The sequence below is a fragment of the Mycobacterium sp. 155 genome (assembly GCF_000373905.1).
In the GTDB taxonomy this organism is placed as follows: domain Bacteria; phylum Actinomycetota; class Actinomycetes; order Mycobacteriales; family Mycobacteriaceae; genus Mycobacterium.
This window is the reverse complement of the sequence record NZ_KB892705.1, coordinates 1,803,224-1,820,108: the sequence shown is the minus strand read 5'-3', so window position 1 is coordinate 1,820,108 and position 16,885 is coordinate 1,803,224. Positions and strand designations below refer to the sequence as shown.

The window sequence follows — 16,885 nt, the reverse complement described above, 5'->3', positions numbered from 1 at the left end:
ATGGCCGACAATCCCGGTACCGGTCAAGCCGTGCAGTCTCCACCCGATCCGACCCCGGCCGACGTCGCCAAGACCAGCGCGTCGCGTCGCGTGCGCGCCCGGCTGGCTCGACGGATGACGGCGCAGCGCAGCGCCGTGAACCCGGTGCTCGAACCGCTGGTGGCGGTGCACCGGGAGATATATCCGAAGGCCGATCTGCAGCTGCTGCAGCGCGCCTACGACGTCGCCGACAAGCGACATGCCGACCAGATGCGCAAATCCGGTGACCCTTACATCACCCATCCGCTGGCGGTCGCCAATATCCTGGCCGAGCTCGGGATGGACACCACGACGCTGGTGGCGGCGCTGCTGCATGACACCGTCGAGGACACCGGCTACACACTGGAGGCGCTGACCGCCGAATTCGGCAGTGAGGTCGGCCATTTGGTAGACGGCGTGACCAAGCTGGACAAGGTGGTGCTGGGCTCGGCGGCCGAGGGCGAGACTATTCGCAAGATGATCATCGCGATGGCCCGTGATCCGCGGGTGCTGGTGATCAAGGTGGCCGACCGCCTGCACAACATGCGCACCATGCGATTCCTGCCACCCGAGAAGCAGGCCCACAAAGCCCGCGAGACACTGGAAGTCATTGCGCCGCTTGCTCATCGGCTCGGGATGGCGACGGTCAAATGGGAGCTGGAGGATCTGTCGTTCGCGATCCTGCATCCCAAGAAGTACGAGGAGATCGTGCGCCTGGTCGCCGACCGGGCACCGTCACGGGACACTTATCTGGCCAAGGTGCGCGCCGAGATCGGCGTCGCGTTGTCGGCCATGAAGATCAACGCTACGGTCGAGGGCAGGCCCAAGCACTACTGGTCGATCTACCAGAAGATGATCGTCAAGGGCCGCGACTTCGATGACATCCACGATTTGGTCGGTGTGCGGATCCTCTGCGATGAGATCCGTGATTGTTACGCCGCCGTGGGCGTCGTGCACTCGCTGTGGCAGCCGATGGCGGGGCGTTTCAAGGACTACATCGCCCAACCGCGCTACGGCGTATACCAGTCGTTGCACACCACCGTCGTCGGGCCGGAGGGCAAGCCGCTGGAGGTGCAGATCCGCACCCGCGACATGCACCGCACCGCCGAGTACGGTATCGCCGCGCACTGGCGCTACAAGGAAGCCAAGGGCCGCAACGGGGTTCCGCATCCGCACACCTCGACCGAGATCGACGACATGGCCTGGATGCGCCAGCTGCTGGACTGGCAGCGGGAGGCCGCCGACCCCGGCGAATTCTTGGAATCGCTGCGTTACGACCTTGCGGTGCAGGAGATCTTCGTGTTCACGCCCAAGGGTGACGTGGTCACGCTGCCGACCGGGTCCACCCCGGTGGACTTCGCCTACGCGGTGCATACCGAGGTCGGCCACCGTTGTATCGGGGCCCGCGTCAACGGCCGCCTGGTGGCGCTGGAACGCAAGCTCGAAAACGGCGAAGTGGTCGAAATTTTTACTTCGAAGGCATCCAATGCCGGCCCGTCGCGGGACTGGCAGACCTTTGTGGTGTCGCCCCGGGCCAAGGCCAAGATCCGGCAGTGGTTCGCCAAGGAGCGCCGCGAGGAGGCCCTGGAGTCCGGCAAGGACACCATCGCCCGCGAGGTCCGTCGCAACGGACTTCCGTTGCAGCGTTTGATGACTGGCGAGACCATGGGTGCGTTGGCCCGTGAGCTGCGCTACACCGACGTGTCGGCGCTCTACACCGCGGTCGGTGAGGGGCACGTCTCGGCGCGGCATGTGGTGCAGCGGTTGCTCGCCCAGTTCGGCGGCGACGACGCGGCCGAGGACGAACTCGCCGAGCGGTCGACCCCGGCGACCATGCCGGTCCGGCAGCGCACCACCGACGACACCGGCGTGGCCGTACCGGGAGCGCCCGGTGTGCTGACCAAGCTGGCCAAGTGTTGTACCCCGGTGCCCGGCGACACCATCATGGGCTTCGTCACCCGGGGTGGGGGCGTCAGCGTCCACCGCACCGATTGCACGAATGCGGCCTCGCTGCAAGAACAGTCGGAACGCATCATCGACGTGCAATGGGCGCCGTCACCGTCGTCGGTGTTCCTGGTGGCGATCCAGGTCGAGGCGCTCGACCGGCACCGCCTGCTCTCGGACGTCACTCGGGTGCTGGCCGACGAGAAGGTCAACATCCTCTCGGCATCGGTCACCACCTCCAACGACCGGGTGGCCATCAGCCGGTTCACCTTCGAGATGGGCGATCCGAAGCACCTCGGTCATCTGCTGAGCGTGGTGCGCAACGTCGAGGGTGTCTACGACGTGTATCGGGTCACCAGCGCGGCCTGATCGAGCAGGCACTCGTCGGCGTCAATCCAGCCGCGCCGAGGTGATCGTCACCGGGTTGGCCGGTGGGCCGTCCTGGCCGCCGCCGGACACGCCCGCCGCGGCGATCTTGTCGAGGGTTGCCAACCCGGTCGCGTCGATGGTGCCGAACATCGTGTAGTTCGGGGGCAGCTGCGAATCCTGGTACACCAGGAAGAACTGGCTGCCGTTGGTGCCCGGGCCGGCATTGGCCATGGCAAGGGTGCCTCGCGGATAGGTGATCGGCTGCTGCAGTGCGGGGTCGTCGGGTGGGTATTGGTCGACCGGGTATTCATCAGCGAACGTGTAGCCCGGCCCACCCGTGCCCTCACCGGTCGGGTCACCGCACTGCAGGACATAGATGCCGCCGGTGGTCAGTCGGTGGCACGGGGTGTCGTCGAAGTAGCCCTGCTGGGCCAGGCTGGCGAAGTTGTTGACCGTGCACGGTGCGCGACCGTTGTCGAGGTCCAGGCCGATGTTGCCCTGGTTCGTGGTGACACTGGCACTGACGGTGGCAGGGTCAGTGGGCACCTTCCCGGTACGCGGTGGCGTGACCGGCTTGGCAGGCGTGTCGGAAGCAGGGTATTGGCAGTTGGAGCCCGCGTTCGCCCGCGCCGACGGTGTTGCCGGGGACGGCGACGTCCCGGTGGGCGGTGGGGATACCGATGGTTGAGCGGTCGGGTACGGCGTGGCGCTGCTGTCGATGGGCACTTTGAGGTCGTGCAGGAAGCTAACGGTGAAGAGACTGGCCGCCACCACGAGTACCACCGCCAGCAGCGCGAGCGCCGTCATCAGGTAGCCGACCACCAAACCGGTGATCGCCAGCCCGCGGCCCTGCTCGCCGGTGCGCCGGATCTGCGACAGCGAGATGTGCCCGAAGACGATGCCGAGGGGCGCGAACAAGAAACCGCATATCAGGGCGGCGATCGCCAGGCCGTTGGTCGGCGGCGGGGCGGGATACCCGACCGGTGGCGGATATCCAGGCTGGTATCCGCCCCCCGGCGGCGGGATCGTCACGGGTCAGTCCAGCGCCACGGACTTCAGCTCGACGCCGATGGCCGGCTTGCCGTCCTGGCCACCACCGGACACGCCGCCCGCGGCGATCTTGTCGAGGGTTGCCAGGCCGGTCGCGTCGATGGTGCCGAACGCGGTGTAGTTCGGGGGCAGCTGTGAGTCCTTGTAGACCAGGAAGAACTGGCTGCCGTTGGTACCCGGGCCGGCATTGGCCATGGCCAAAGTGCCGCGCGGGTAAACCACCGGCTGCTGCAGCGCCGGGTTGTCCGGCTGGTACTGATTGGCCGGGTATTCGTCGGCGAACTGGTAGCCGGGGCCGCCGGTGCCCTTACCGGTGGGGTCGCCGCATTGCAGGACCGACAGGCCGCCGGTGGTCAGCCGGTGGCAGGGCGTGTCGTTGAAGTAGCCCTGCTGGGCCAGGCTGGCGAAGTTGTTGACGGTGCACGGTGCTTTGGCGTTGTCCAGCTGCAGGCCGATGTTGCCCTGGTTGGTCGTCATGCTCACACTGACCGTCGCGGGGTCGGTGGGCACCTTGCCGGTGCGCGGCGGGTTGACCTTCTTGCTGGCCTCGCCGGTTGCCGGGTACTGGCAGTCCGCACCGAGGTTGGCCGGGGCCACGAACGCCGGCAGCTGGCCGTCGGCCGAGGGCTGCGCCTCGGTGGACGGGGTACTGGTGGCGGCGGAGGCCGTGGTGCTCCCCGAATCCCGGTTGAAGACGAAGATGCCGACGCCCGCGCCGATCACCACGATGACAGCCACAACCGCGCCGACGATAGTCAGGAGACGGCGCTTGCGCTCCTGGGCTGCGCGACGCTCCAGTTGGCGTTCCAGCTTGCGCTTGGCCGTCGCTCGTCGTTGTTCGTTGGTGGGCACCGCAGTCGTCCTCCTGGTGGGCGTTTCGATCGGCATCGAGTCTGCCAGGTGATGCTGAATCCGAGCCTTCCGACCCGCGTGAACAGGAGGTGCCGAACCGACGTGGGAAACTGGCAACCGTGTTCCTCACCGGATTCCCAGCCGGGATGCTGGCGTGCAACTGCTACGTCGTGGCGGAACGGCCCGGCGCCGACGCGATCGTCGTCGATCCAGGTCAGCGGGCGCTGGGGCCGCTGCGCCGCATTCTCGACGAAAACCGGCTCACCCCGGCCGCGGTCCTGCTCACTCACGGCCATATCGACCACATCTGGTCGGCGCAGAAGGTGGCCGACACCTACGCCTGTCCGGCCTATATCCACCCCGAGGACCGGTTCATGCTCACCGATCCGATCAAGGGATTCGGGCCGCGCCTGGCCCAGCTGGCGTTCGGGATGCTGTTCTCCGAGCCGCGTCAACTCGTCGAGCTGGACCACGACGGCGACAAAGTGGAGCTGGGCGGCATCACCGTGGCCGTCGACCACACGCCCGGGCATACCCGAGGCTCGGTGGTCTTCCGGCTGACCAATGGCCTGACGGATGTCGTTTTCACGGGCGATACGCTGTTTCGGTCCTCGGTCGGGCGCACCGACCTGCCCGGCGGCAGCGGTCGGGACCTGCTCGGTTCGATCGTGACAAAACTGTTGGTGCTCGACGACGACACCGTGGTACTACCGGGACACGGTCCGCGCTCGACGATCGGGCACGAACGCCGCACCAATCCATTTCTCGAAGGTTTGACTCTGTGACATCTGCATTCCAGGCGCCCAAGGGCATCCCCGACTATCTGCCGCCGGAGTCGGCCCAGTTCGTCGCCGTCCGAGACGGCCTGTTGACCGCGGCCCGCCGTGCCGGCTACGGCGACATCGAGCTGCCGATCTTCGAGGACACCGCGTTGTTCGCCCGCGGCGTGGGGGAGTCCACCGACGTGGTCTCCAAGGAGATGTACACCTTTGCCGACCGCGGCGAGCGTTCGGTGACCTTGCGTCCCGAGGGCACCGCCGGGGTGATCCGTGCGGTCATCCAGCATCGGCTGGACCGCGGGGCACTGCCGGTCAAGCTGTGCTACTCGGGGCCGTTTTTCCGATACGAGCGGCCGCAGGCAGGACGCTATCGCCAGCTGCAACAGGTGGGGGTCGAGGCCATCGGCGTCGACGATCCGGCACTCGACGCCGAAGTGATCGCGATCGCCGACTTCGGTTTCCGTTCGCTGGGGCTCGACGGCTTCCGGCTCGAGCTCACATCGCTGGGCGATGACACCTGCCGCCCGGCCTACCGCGAACTCCTGCAGGCATTCCTGTTCAAGCTCGATCTCGACGAGGAGACCCGGCGGCGCGCGGAGATCAATCCGCTGCGCGTGCTCGACGACAAGCGGCCCGAGGTGCGGGCGATGACCGCCGATGCGCCCCTGATGCTCGACCACTTGTCCGATACCGCCAAGCAGCACTTCGAAACCGTGCAGGCACACCTGGACGCGCTCGGGATTCCTTATGTGATCAACCCGCGCATGGTGCGTGGCCTGGACTACTACACCAAGACGACGTTCGAGTTCGTACACGATGGGCTGGGTGCGCAGTCGGGCATCGGCGGCGGTGGGCGCTACGACGGACTGATGCGTCGCCTCGGCGGTCAGGATGTGTCGGGTATCGGATTCGGCCTCGGTGTCGACCGCACACTGCTGGCGTTGCAGGCCGAGGGGAAGACGGCGGCCGGTGCCAACAGCGGGGTGCAGGTGTTCGGGGTGCCGGTCGGCGAGGCCGCCAAGCTCGAGCTCGTCAAGCTGGCTGCGCGGTTACGGGCCGACGGCGTGCGGGTCGACCTGGCCTACGGCGACCGCGGACTCAAGGGTGCGATGAAGGCGGCGGACCGGTCTGGCGCCAAGTACGCGCTGGTGGCCGGTGATCGAGACCTCGACGCAGGAACCATCGGATTGAAAGACCTCTCGACCGGTGAACAGGTCGACATCGCAGCCGATGCCGTCGTCGCAGAGCTGCTTTCCCGACTCACGCCCTGACGTCTCGCCTCGTGGCTTGCACCAAATGCTCTTTTGCGAGCCTGTCACATCTGTAACAACCCGGTAGCGTGCCTCGATATGAGGAACATGCGAAACGTGACGAGCCGGGTCGGTGCCGCGTTGGTGGTAGCGGCTGCATCTATTACGGTTGGGCAGACTGTCGGTACTTCGGTGGCGAATGCCGATCCGGCCGCCGAACACGAGGTCCGTTACACGCTGACGTCGGGTGCTCCCTACGATTTCGATCTCTACTACCTGGCTACCCAGCCGCCGAGCAAAGACGTCTACAACGCCGATCCGTACAAGTATCTGCAGAAGGCCCAGGTGAACGTGGGACCGGACAACCCCTGGGTGTTCGATACCACGCTGGCTGACCCGCAGTGGGCGATCTTCACGGTCAGCAGTACCACGCACGGCGGGCGTGAGGCACCCCAAGCGCACTGCGAGATCTCCGTCGACGGTCAGGTGGCCATTCAGAACGACCATCCCTACAGCCCGCGGTGCCAGCTCGGGCAGTGGTGAACTGGCCGGATGCGGCATCCGACGAGATGGTCGCCGGATAGCGCATAGACCGCCGGGGTGAGATAGCTGGCGACGTGTTCTTGACATTCTACTCGAACAATTGTTCGATAGAAGCATGCGCTGGGATGGGCAGGGGTTGCGGGTCGACGACGGCGCACTGCCCGGGCTGCAGCGTCTCGGGTTCGTCCGCAGTGTGCGGACTCCGCAGTTCGACGGCATCACCTTTCACGAAGTCGTGTGCAAGTCGGCGCTGAACAAGATTCCCGCGTCGTCGGCATTGCCGTTTCGCTATACCGTCAACGGCTACCGGGGTTGTTCACACGCCTGTCGGTATTGCTTCGCCCGCCCAACCCATGAGTACCTGGAGTTCGACTGCGGCGTCGATTTCGACACCCAGGTTGTCGTCAAGACCAACGTCGCCGAGGTGCTGCGACGCGAACTGCACCGCAGGTCCTGGACCAGGGAGACCGTCGCACTCGGCACCAACACCGACCCGTATCAGCGGGCCGAAGGCCGATACGTGCTGATGCCGGGAATCCTTCGCGCGCTGTCTGATTCCGGAACGCCCTTCTCGATCTTGACGAAGGGAACGCTCTTGCGCCGCGACCTGCCGCTCGTCGCTGACGCCGCGCACAACGGGCCGGGGGCGAGCGTAGCCATCTCGCTGGCGGTGGGTGATCCGGATCTGCATCGTGATGTCGAACCCGGTACACCGTCGCCGCAGGCGCGGCTGGCGCTGATCTCGGCGGTGCGCGAGGCGGGGCTGGACTGCCACGTCATGGTCGCGCCGGTGCTGCCGTACCTGACCGATTCGGTCGAACATCTCGACATGCTGCTCGGCCGGATCGCGGCGGCGGGCGCGACGGGGGCCACGGTGTTCGGGCTGCATCTGAGGGGATCGACACGCGGCTGGTTCCTTCAGTGGCTTCACCGCTCGTATCCCGAACTCGTCGGCGAATACCAGCGGTTGTACCGGCGCGGGGCCTACTTGCCGCAGGACTACCGCAACGCGCTTCGTATCAGGGTGGCGCCGCTGCTCGCCCGGTACGGGCTGGCGGGGCGACCGCTTACGGCGAGCGCCGGTGCCGTCCCCGAAACCACCGCACCGGCGCATCCCACCCTGTTTTAGTCTGCGGAGGTCTTAGCCTTGTCGCGCGGCGTGACAGCCTTGGCGAGGCCGTCGGTGACCTTCTTGACCTGGGCTCCGACACCCGACACCGTGCTGCTCAACTGGCCGACCGGGCTCTTCATCGCCTTCTCCGGTGCGGTGTTTCCGCCACGTGGCGGTGTACCGATCGATCCGACGACGGCCTTGAACGACGGGCGTACGACCGTCGTGGAGCCGGAGCGGGGCGCCGACGGCGGTGTGATCGCCAGCTTCGGGGGGGTCAGCACGCCTGTGGGCACGCTGGCGACACTGTTGGTTCCCATATTCTTGGCTGAGGCGTTGTTGGTTGTCGGGGTGTTGCTTTCCGAGTCCGACGAGCTGACCTCGGCCTCGACGTCATCCGCCGTGGGGAAGATGCCATGTTTCGCGTTGCGGATGTTTACCACCGCGTTCTCTATCGATGCGGTTGCGACATCGACGCCCTGGCCGACCCGTTGTTCCACCCTGGCGGCACTCGCCCCGACCGCGTCGCCGAGGCTGCCACCTTCCGCCAGAGTCTGGTAGAAGTCGTTGGGCGCCTGGAGGATACCCAGCGCGACCAGTTCACCGCCGCCGAACACCACCCCGCTGAGCACATTGACCGATTCCACGGCAACGACTTCGGGCAGCGTGTCCGGCAGGGGTGGCTGTTGATCCGGATAGTCCGACAGCGGCTGGCTGACGGCGTTGAAGACCTGGTTGCGCCCGGTGACGAGAGCCTCGAGGTAGGCCGGCAATCCTCCGGTCACCGATTCGCCGACATTGAACCCGGCGACGATCGTCGACAGCAGCGAGTTCTGGGCTCTCGGCAGGATCTGGTCGAGGTCGGTGGTGATGATGCCGTCCCAGGCGTCGCTCACCGGTTGGGTGATCGATCCGCCCGTAACGCCGATGATCACCAGCGGGGAGGCCCCCGATTGGACTGCGCCGAGGAAGGTCAGCGGCGCGACTAGCACCGCAGTGGGTGCGTCCACGACACCCTCCCGGACGTAGGGCCATTGCAGCTGGAAGTTCCCCAACTGGTTTGACAGGACGGTGCCCAGGATTGCCCCGGGCGCGGGGCTGGCGGCCAGCTGAACGTCTCGAGTCAGCGTTGGAAGTGTGGCGGTCACCACCGCGGGTGCAGTGGTGGCGATTGCAGCGGCTCCGACGCCAGCTATCGCGAGTCCCTTCACGGCGCTCGATCGAACGGGCATGTACATGTGATTTCCCCTACCTAGTGTGGCGCGCGACACGGTCACCCTACGTCACCTGCTCCGAGCCTGTGACTCGAACTCACCCCGGTGGCCGCGCACGTTTTCCGGGGTGACGTTTCTTAGCCCATGTGATGGCCGTGCCCGGACATCGGCATGTCAGAGTCGGACATGTCGCAGGTGGGCAGGTCGCTGTCGGGCAGCGTCGGAGCGACGAACCGAATCCGTCGCATCATCTCGTTGTCCTCGTGATCGAGCATGTGGCAGTGCCACACGTAACCCTGCAGCGGAGTTCCGTCGGGAGCCTCGAACGGAGCGTCCGGGTCGAAGCCGAGTTCGTCGGCGGTCGGCCAGCGAATGAGAACTCGCGTGATCTGACCGCGGGGGCATCGCACGGTGTCCTTCCAGCCCCGCTCATACGGAGCGGGCTCCTCCATAGGACCGTGCACGTAGTCCTCGGCTGACGGCGCCCACCGGCCATCACCGATATGTCCCGGGCTGTCCAGGTCGTGGGCGAACTGGCGACGATCGAAATTCTGCCGTCCGATGACCCGGAACTGCGCGAGATGAACGTGGATCGCGTGAGTTTGCAGCGTGACATCGGCGTTCACCAAGTTCCACTGCTCTACGCCGCCTTGGCGGGCGATATCCACGCAGCTGCTGTCGAATGCCAGGTTGTCGATGTTCATGTTTATCCTGGCGAGCCACTCACCCTCGCGGTTGAGGTTGACGTTCAACGTGTGGGTGACAGGGGGCTCGGTCGCGGCCGCCAAGGCCGGCAGCCGCTTCGGCTGCCGCCGGCCGCCACGCAGATCCCTCGGGATCTCCGTGTACTGTCCGACCTTCTCGGTGGCACTGAACCTCATGATGTTTCGCACCTGCGCACTACCACCGAGCTGGCCGATCCATGCGATCTGCGCGATGTTGATCATTTCGACGGCGTCACCGGGTTCGAAGCCGCTGAAGTCGACCAGCAGGTCGTAGCGTTCGGCCGAGACGACGTCGAGTGCGAGGACTTCGACGGGCTGGTCGAGCAACCCGCCGTCACTGCCGATGACCCAGAACGGCATGTTGTTCGAGAACGCGATCCGGTAGTCGCTCACCGACGAAGCCGACGTGAGCCGGATCCGATAAACCCCTCGGTCCACATTCAGATTCGGCCACGCCTTGCCGTTCACGACCATCACGTCTCCGGCAAGACCGCCGCCCCAATGATTTCGGAGAAGCTGGGTGCGGATGCTGTCGTAGCGCAGCCGTCCGTCGCGGGTGAACACCTTGTCGGAGACGATCAGGGGCACCTCGTAGTCACCTGCCGGCAGGCCTAGCGGATTGTCCTCCTTGCCGGTGTCGAATTCATCGCGGACCCAGTACGGTGCCGCGAGGCCGGCATAGACGTTCAGCCGGGTGATCCCCATGGCATGGTCGTGATACCACAGCGTGGCGGATTCCAGTTCGTTGTTGAATTGGTAGTCGATGCTTTCGCCCGGGCGGATCACGGCGGTCGGATAGCCATCATCGACAGGTGAGTTCGGTGCGCCGTGCAGGTGCACGACTATCGGCGGGCGGGTCGCGTCATCGGCGCTGACTCCGTGTAACGAGGGGTCGATGTAGTCGGAGAGGATGTGAGGGCCGAGATCGTTGACGAACGTGGTCTTCGCGACTTCGCCACGTTGCACCTCGATGATGGGACCGAGGTGGCTCACGCCGTCGTATCCCCAACTCGGGGCCGGCGGCATATCACTGTGAAATTCGTGCAAGGCCTCCGCGGCGACGATCCGACCGCCGAGCTGCCGGCGCGGCAGGATCGGCAGCTCGTCGATAAAGGGACGGATGTTCCGCGGCGAATGGAAGCCCTGAAATCTCAAGTTGGGCAGATTCGGCTGGTCGAGTGCTGTCGACGGGAAGAAGGGGGGTTCGTCGGCACCCGCTGGCCGCGATGCCAGCGAACTCGTCAGCCCCAGGACACCGGCAGCGCCGCCGAGCAGTACCGCCCGCCTGCTGAACTGGCGTCCTCGTCGCGAAACCACCTGACCAGTGAAACACACGAGGTTGGTTTTTCAGTAGCCGGAGTTCCCCACCTGGGGAGCCTGCTGAGGTTCCCCAGGCGCATCGCAGGTGGCTAGAGTAGGTGAACACGTGGGACGCGTCGCTGGTCATCCTGTTTGCGGGTCGAATCGCATCCGTAGAGCCGCGAACCCGCGTGCGGGCTCGCGGCATCAGTTCCCCTCACCCGATCGAGAAGTCTCAGTGGCCGTCCCGCGGTGAGGTAAGGATACGTTCCAGCACATATTCGCGGAGTGGGGCGGCTGGTTACCCGACCTCAGCCTCGGCGCCGAGTTGACAGCCCTCGACGGGCACTAGAGCGTCGTCGCGACGCGCTGCGCCCCGCTGCTTCGCCGGTCCCACCGCGCAAGCGAAAACCGCAATCGACAACGTCGCACCGGTGCCCTGATGACCGGCTCCGGCTTTGTGGGTGCGGTCAGCGGTCCACGTCGTACGCGTGATGCACGATGTCGCGCAGGTGCTGGAGCGCCAGTGACGCCACGGTGAAGGTGCTGCCTTTGCTGCGCATGCCGCGGCGCGACCACGAGTCGCCGGACACCTTGACGTAACCCGTCGGCCACCGCGCCTGCCGAGTCGGGCTCGATGCCGGAATGGGTCATGTCGTCGACAACGCCGACCGCAGCACATCGAGCGGCAGACCGCCGAGATCCAGCGCGCGGCTGTGAAACTGTTTCAACGACGCCCCGGCTTGTAGCGCGTCGTCGCGCAGCTGTTGCCAGATCCGTTGGCCGATGGCGTACGACGGGGCCTGCCCCGGCCAGCCCAGGTACCGGTCCAGCTCGAACTGCAGATTCTCCGGGGCCATGGCCGAATGTGAGGTGAGGAAGTTCCACGCCCGCTCGGCATCCCAGACTGCTCCGTCGGGTGCTTTCATGCCGCAGTGGACTCCGATGTCGATTACCACCCGGGCGGCCCGAAACCGTTGCGCGTCAAGCATGCCCATGCGGTTGCCGGCGTCGCTGAGCCAGCCCAGCTCGGCCATCAACCGTTCGGCGTATAGGGCCCAGCCCTCACCGTGTCCCGACACCCAGCACCCCAGCCGGCGCCATCGATTGAGCTGGTCGGCCAACACCACGGCCCGGCCGATCTGCAGATGGTGCCCAGGAACACCTTCGTGGAAGACGGTAGTGGTCTCTTGCCAGGTGTGGAACTGCTCGACACCGGGTGGCACCGACCACCACATCCGGCCCGGCCTGCTGAAATCCTCCGACGGGCCGGTGTAGTAGATGCCGCCGGTCTGGGTCGGCGCGATCCGGCACTCCAGCCTGCGCAGCGGCTCGGCGATGTCGAAGTGCGTGCCGGCCAACGAGTCCACCGCGCGATCGGACAGATCCTGCATCCAGGCCTGCAGCGCATCGGTGCCGGTGAGCACATAGCGCGGCTCGTCGTCGAGGCGGCGCAGGGTCTCGGCCACGGTGGCGCCGGGGTAGAGCTGCTGTGCGATCGACACCTGTTCGGCCACAATCGCTTCCAGAAGCTCGATGCCCCACGTGTAGGTTTCGTCGAGGTCGACTTCGGCGCCGAGAAACGAGCGGGAGAGCAGCCGGTAGGCATCGCGGCCACAGGCGTCCTGCCGGCGGGCATGCGGGGCGACATCGTCTCGCAGCGTGGTCGCCAGCCGTCGGTACGCCGCGGCGGCTGCCTCGGCCCGGGCGCGTAACTCACGGTGCAGCACCGGGTTTTCCGGGACGGCCCGGGAGACCATGTCGATGAACAACTGCCCGATCCGTGTGGCCTGATCGATACCGCGGGTGACTTGGCGGCCGGCCGGGGCATGTCCGTTGCCTGCCGCGGTCCGCAGGGCGAGGGCGTAACCGTCGACGCGATCCGGAACCTGGGCCAGGCGCCGCGAGATCAACGACCAGTCGTCCACGGTGTCGACGGCCATCAGATCGAACACGTCGCGCATGGCCTGCAACGGCGAGGCGATCACGTTCAGCTCACCCAGATCCAGCCCGGCGTCGTGCAGTTCGATGATCACGCCGAGTCGTTCGGTCAGGGCCGCGACGGTCACCACGTCGACATCGTCGACCGGGGTGGTCCCAGCGAGTTCCCGCAGTGCGGACCGGGCCGCTTCGGCGCGCGCGGCCACGCCGTCGGGAGAGTAGTCGGTGATCTCGGCATCGTGGCCTTTGATGCCCAATTCGGTTGCCGCGCAGGGATCCAGCTGTGCGTATCTCTGGAGGTAGCGCTCCGCGACGGTGTCTACCTCGGTCTGTGCCCTAACCAAGGTTGGCTGCGGCGAACGTGTCGCACTTCTTGGGGTCGCCGGTCTGGTAGCCGACGGTGAACCACTTTTGCCGCTCCGCCGAAGAGCCATGAGTCCACGTCTCCGGGTTGACCCGGCCGGTCGCCGCCTTCTGGATCCGGTCGTCACCGACCGACTGGGCGGCCGACAGAGCATCGGCGATGTCCTTGTCGCTCAACGGTTCCAGGTACGGCACCCCTGTGCTCTCCTGTTTGGTGATCGACGCGTAGTGCGCCCACACGCCGGCGTAGCAGTCGGCCTGAAGTTCAGTGCGCACGCCTGCACCGGTCGCGCCTTGCGGGTCCTGCTGGGCTCGGCCCAACACACCCAGCAGATTCTGCACGTGATGCCCGTACTCGTGGGCCACCACGTATTCCTGTGCCAATGGCCCGCCGCTGGAACCGAATTGGTCGACGAGTACCTGGAAGAACCCGGTGTCGAAGTAGGCAGTCTGGTCCACGGGGCAGTAGAACGGGCCGACCGCTGTGGTGGCCGGACCGCACCCGGTGTTCACCTGATCCTTGAACAGCTTCATGTGCGGCCGGGTGTAGCCCTTGAGCAGTTGCGACCAGACCCCGTCCACCGAGTTACCGGTGGCCACCACGCGGCACTCCACGTACTTGTTGGCGTCGGCGCCGGTCTTGCAGTGACTCAGGTCGATACCTTGAGCCTGGGCGCCCCCGGCGTCGATTTGCTGTTGCTCCGGCATGATCGTGCCGGGATCGATACCGAGGAACAGCGCGACCACGACCACCAGCAGGCCGCCGAGGCCACCGCCGATGGCCAGTCCACGACCGGGGCCGCGGCCTCCGCCGCCGGTCGACGTGGTGCTCGTGTCGATCTGCATACCCTCGTTGAAGGTCATCGCGTCGCTCCATCGCCATTCGCCGGTAGGTCGTACTCGACAGCGTGTCCAGCTTGCCACACTAGGATTCAGACGTGTCCGTCGTCGCGGAACATTCGACCATCGCCCATACTTCGCTGGGGCGGCTCCGCGGCACCGTCGAGGACGGTGTCGGGGTGTGGCGGGGTGTCGCTTACGCCCGGCAACCCGTCGGTGCGCGACGGTTTCTGGCGCCGCAACCGCTGTCACCGTGGACCGGTGTGCACGACGCCGTCGACCACGGGCCGTTGCCGCCGCAAGGCCGTTCATTCGTCGGGGGCGGTCGTGACGACCCCAAGATCCGTGACGAAGCGTGCCTGACCGTCACCGTGTGGTCCCCGGATACGACGGGTTCATTGCCGGTCATGGTGTGGATTCCCGGCGGCGCGTTTGTGTACGGCGCGGGTCAATTGCAGCTCTACAACGGGTCGCGGTTGGCTGCCAACGGCAATGTGGTGGTGGTCAATGTCACCTACCGGCTGGGGGTGTTCGGCGGTTTCGAGCTCAGCGACCTCGGTCCCGGTTTCGACGACAACCTGTGCGTGCGGGATCAACTCGCCGCACTGGCCTGGGTGCGGGACAACATCGCTGCGTTCGGTGGTGACCCCGGGCAGGTGACGGTGTTCGGCGAATCTGCCGGTGCTACGTCGGTACTGGCATTGTTGGCCAGCCCGGCCGCCACGGGATTGTTCGCCCGCGCGATTGCCCAGAGCCCGGCGCTGCCGCTGATCGCCGATCGTGAGACCCGAGCCCGGCAGGCGCGCCGCTTTCTGGCCGCCCTCGGTGTCGGCGCCGAAGTGGTCAAGACCCTGCCGCAACGGCAGTTGCGCCGCGCCGCCGGGCAGCTGCAGCTGGAAAGTGCGCAACACACACCGACATTGGCCTATGGATTGACCTACGGTGTCGACCTGCTGCCGCAGCATCCGATCGAGGCGGCCCGAGCCGGGGCCGTCGGCCACGTGCCGTTGATCATCGGCACCAACAGCCACGAGGCCTCGATGTTCGCGTGGGGCAAGCCGCCGATGCTGCCCACCACCGAAGCGGCCATCCAGGCTTTCTTCGCGCGCACTGATCCGTCCGCCGGACCCGGCGTGCTCGCGGCCTACCCGGACTTTCCGCGCCGCAAGGCGTTGATCGCGATCGGCTCCGATGTCATGTTCGGTGCTCCGACGTGGGCTTTCGCCGACGCTTACAGCGCGCATGCGCCGACGCACGCCTACCGGTTCGATCACACCACCTGGACGCTCAAGGTACTGGGGCTCGGCGCGGCCCACGGCAGCGAGATCGTCCACATCCAACACAGCTACGGCTCATATCTGGGCCGCAAATTGCATCCGCTCGGGCGCCGCATCCAGCCGTCGGTGGGGCGGCGCATGCAACGCACCTGGCTGGATTTCGCCACCGGGGGGTGCCCCGCACGCGAGGAGGACGAGATATTTCCCGCACGCGAGGAGGACCAGGTCTTTCAGGACTGGCCGCAATACGACACCGTGCGCCGACTGACACGGGTGATCCGGTCCGGACGTGACGAGATGGTCGCTGATCCCGACGCGGTCCGACGCGCGGCCTGGGCGGGCCTGTACTAGGTCAGCCAGGTCCGTCGCTGGCCGCCGCTAGTAGGGGCACCAACAAGTTGCTGATCGGGGTGGCCAGGCCATGGATGGCGGCCTTGCGGCGGATCACGCCATTACGGATGTCCCACTCCAGCGGTCGGTCCGCCTGTCGATCGGTCAACATCGACGTGGTGACGTCCGGCGGGGATTTGGCGAGCATGTCGACCACGTCATTGATCACGGCGTCGGACAGGGTCGCGCCCTCGGCCCGGGCGACGGCAAGGCATTCGGCGAGGTACTCCCGGGTCAGGGCAGCGACGTCGTCGCGACGGAACATGCCCGAGCGTCGGCCGGACAGCACCATGAGTCCGACCGCAGCGTTGACCAGCAGTTTGTGCCACGTCGCGTTGACGAATTCGGAATCCAATTCGACGGTGCCGTCCGGGAACAGGGCGGCGATGGTGGCTGCGGCGGCATTGTCGGGCAAGACCAAACGAAGCGGATTGCGCAGCCGCACCCAGCCCTGCGGCGTCGTCTCCGCGGAGACCCAGATCGCCGCGGGCACCACAGTGCCGGCAGGGCAGTACCGGCCCACGCGCTCGACCTGCTCCACACCGTTCTGCAACGCACACACCACAGTGTTCGCATCGCACAGCCGGGCCAGCCATTTCGCGGCCTCGGCGTTCTGGGTGTCCTTGACCGCCAGGAACACCACGTCCACCGCGCCTGATACCGCGTCGGGATCGGTACGCACCGGGCCAGGCACGATGACAGGCGCCGAGCCGTCGGGTCTGACTTCGATCGAGTCGCGGGGCGTGCGGCCGTAGACCGACACCTGGTGCCCGGCGGTGTGCAGATGGGCCGCGACGGCCGAGCCGATGGCGCCGGGACCGATGACAGCAACAGACACGTTCACGATCGCCAACTTAGTGGCTGTGCGGCTCCCTCTACACTTGTCACTCGTTCCACACCTCTTCCCCTCGACCCACAGG

At 66.3% G+C, this 16,885-nt stretch carries 14 protein-coding genes; 6 read left to right on the top strand and 8 right to left on the bottom strand.

What is annotated here, in order from left to right:
• Complete coding sequence (locus tag B133_RS0108460) at window positions 1–2,331, top strand: bifunctional (p)ppGpp synthetase/guanosine-3',5'-bis(diphosphate) 3'-pyrophosphohydrolase (RefSeq protein ID WP_018600380.1); 2,331 nt, start codon at window positions 1–3, stop codon at window positions 2,329–2,331.
• 21 nt (window positions 2,332–2,352) lie between these two features.
• Here B133_RS0108460 and B133_RS0108455 read toward each other — a convergent pair whose 3' ends face one another.
• Together B133_RS0108455 and B133_RS0108450 are read right to left on the bottom strand one after the other, a co-directional pair.
• Window positions 2,353–3,363 (bottom strand): peptidylprolyl isomerase, encoded by a 1,011-nt coding sequence (locus tag B133_RS0108455; RefSeq protein WP_018600377.1) that lies wholly within the window; start codon window positions 3,361–3,363, stop codon window positions 2,353–2,355.
• 3 nt (window positions 3,364–3,366) lie between these two features.
• A complete protein-coding gene (locus B133_RS0108450) occupies window positions 3,367–4,233 on the bottom strand; it encodes a peptidylprolyl isomerase (RefSeq protein ID WP_018600375.1) in 867 nt (288 codons plus the stop codon).
• Between the two features lie 119 nt (window positions 4,234–4,352).
• Here B133_RS0108450 and B133_RS0108445 point away from each other — a divergent pair, with 119 nt between their 5' ends.
• The 4 genes from B133_RS0108445 to B133_RS0108430 all read left to right on the top strand — a co-directional run bounded on the left by B133_RS0108445 (window position 4,353) and on the right by B133_RS0108430 (window position 7,934).
• Complete coding sequence (locus B133_RS0108445) at window positions 4,353–5,018, top strand: MBL fold metallo-hydrolase (protein WP_018600374.1); 666 nt, start codon at window positions 4,353–4,355, stop codon at window positions 5,016–5,018.
• Entirely contained in the window at window positions 5,015–6,283 is a 1,269-nt protein-coding gene (gene hisS, locus B133_RS0108440) for a histidine--tRNA ligase (protein ID WP_018600372.1), read from the top strand. The genes B133_RS0108445 and hisS overlap by 4 nt, the downstream gene beginning before the upstream one ends.
• An 87-nt stretch (window positions 6,284–6,370) precedes the next feature.
• Window positions 6,371–6,805 carry a hypothetical protein gene (locus B133_RS0108435; protein ID WP_198291052.1) on the top strand — a complete coding sequence of 145 codons (435 nt, stop codon included), beginning with the start codon at window positions 6,371–6,373 and terminating at the stop codon, window positions 6,803–6,805.
• 115 nt (window positions 6,806–6,920) lie between these two features.
• A complete protein-coding gene (locus B133_RS0108430; protein WP_018600368.1) occupies window positions 6,921–7,934 on the top strand; it encodes an Rv2578c family radical SAM protein in 1,014 nt (337 codons plus the stop codon).
• On the opposite strand, the gene B133_RS0108425 is transcribed toward B133_RS0108430, so the two are convergent.
• The 5 genes from B133_RS0108425 to B133_RS0108405 form a co-directional block, all read right to left on the bottom strand.
• Window positions 7,931–9,148 carry a hypothetical protein gene (locus B133_RS0108425; RefSeq protein WP_157625823.1) on the bottom strand — a complete coding sequence of 406 codons (1,218 nt, stop codon included), beginning with the start codon at window positions 9,146–9,148 and terminating at the stop codon, window positions 7,931–7,933. The two genes, B133_RS0108430 and B133_RS0108425, sit on opposite strands and share 4 nt — an antisense overlap.
• A gap of 119 nt (window positions 9,149–9,267) precedes the next feature.
• The gene (locus B133_RS0108420) at window positions 9,268–11,172 is read right to left on the bottom strand and encodes a multicopper oxidase family protein (protein ID WP_018600364.1); all 1,905 of its coding nucleotides are present in this window, start codon (window positions 11,170–11,172) and stop codon (window positions 9,268–9,270) included.
• Between the two features lie 452 nt (window positions 11,173–11,624).
• On the bottom strand, window positions 11,625–11,747 hold the full coding sequence (locus B133_RS23620; protein WP_018600361.1) for a hypothetical protein: 123 nt from the start codon (window positions 11,745–11,747) through the stop codon (window positions 11,625–11,627).
• Between the two features lie 57 nt (window positions 11,748–11,804).
• Window positions 11,805–13,439: a DUF885 domain-containing protein gene (locus B133_RS0108410; protein ID WP_026256146.1), complete on the bottom strand. Its 1,635-nt coding sequence runs from the start codon at window positions 13,437–13,439 to the stop codon at window positions 11,805–11,807.
• The gene (locus B133_RS0108405; RefSeq protein ID WP_018600357.1) at window positions 13,432–14,322 is read right to left on the bottom strand and encodes a neutral zinc metallopeptidase; all 891 of its coding nucleotides are present in this window, start codon (window positions 14,320–14,322) and stop codon (window positions 13,432–13,434) included. The genes B133_RS0108410 and B133_RS0108405 overlap by 8 nt, the downstream gene beginning before the upstream one ends.
• 74 nt (window positions 14,323–14,396) lie before the next feature.
• Here B133_RS0108405 and B133_RS0108400 point away from each other — a divergent pair, with 74 nt between their 5' ends.
• Window positions 14,397–15,926 (top strand): carboxylesterase/lipase family protein, encoded by a 1,530-nt coding sequence (locus B133_RS0108400; protein ID WP_018600355.1) that lies wholly within the window; start codon window positions 14,397–14,399, stop codon window positions 15,924–15,926.
• Between the two features lies 1 nt (window position 15,927).
• Here B133_RS0108400 and B133_RS0108395 read toward each other — a convergent pair whose 3' ends face one another.
• Window positions 15,928–16,809: an oxidoreductase gene (locus B133_RS0108395; RefSeq protein WP_085974259.1), complete on the bottom strand. Its 882-nt coding sequence runs from the start codon at window positions 16,807–16,809 to the stop codon at window positions 15,928–15,930.
• Window positions 16,810–16,885 lie beyond the last annotated feature (76 nt).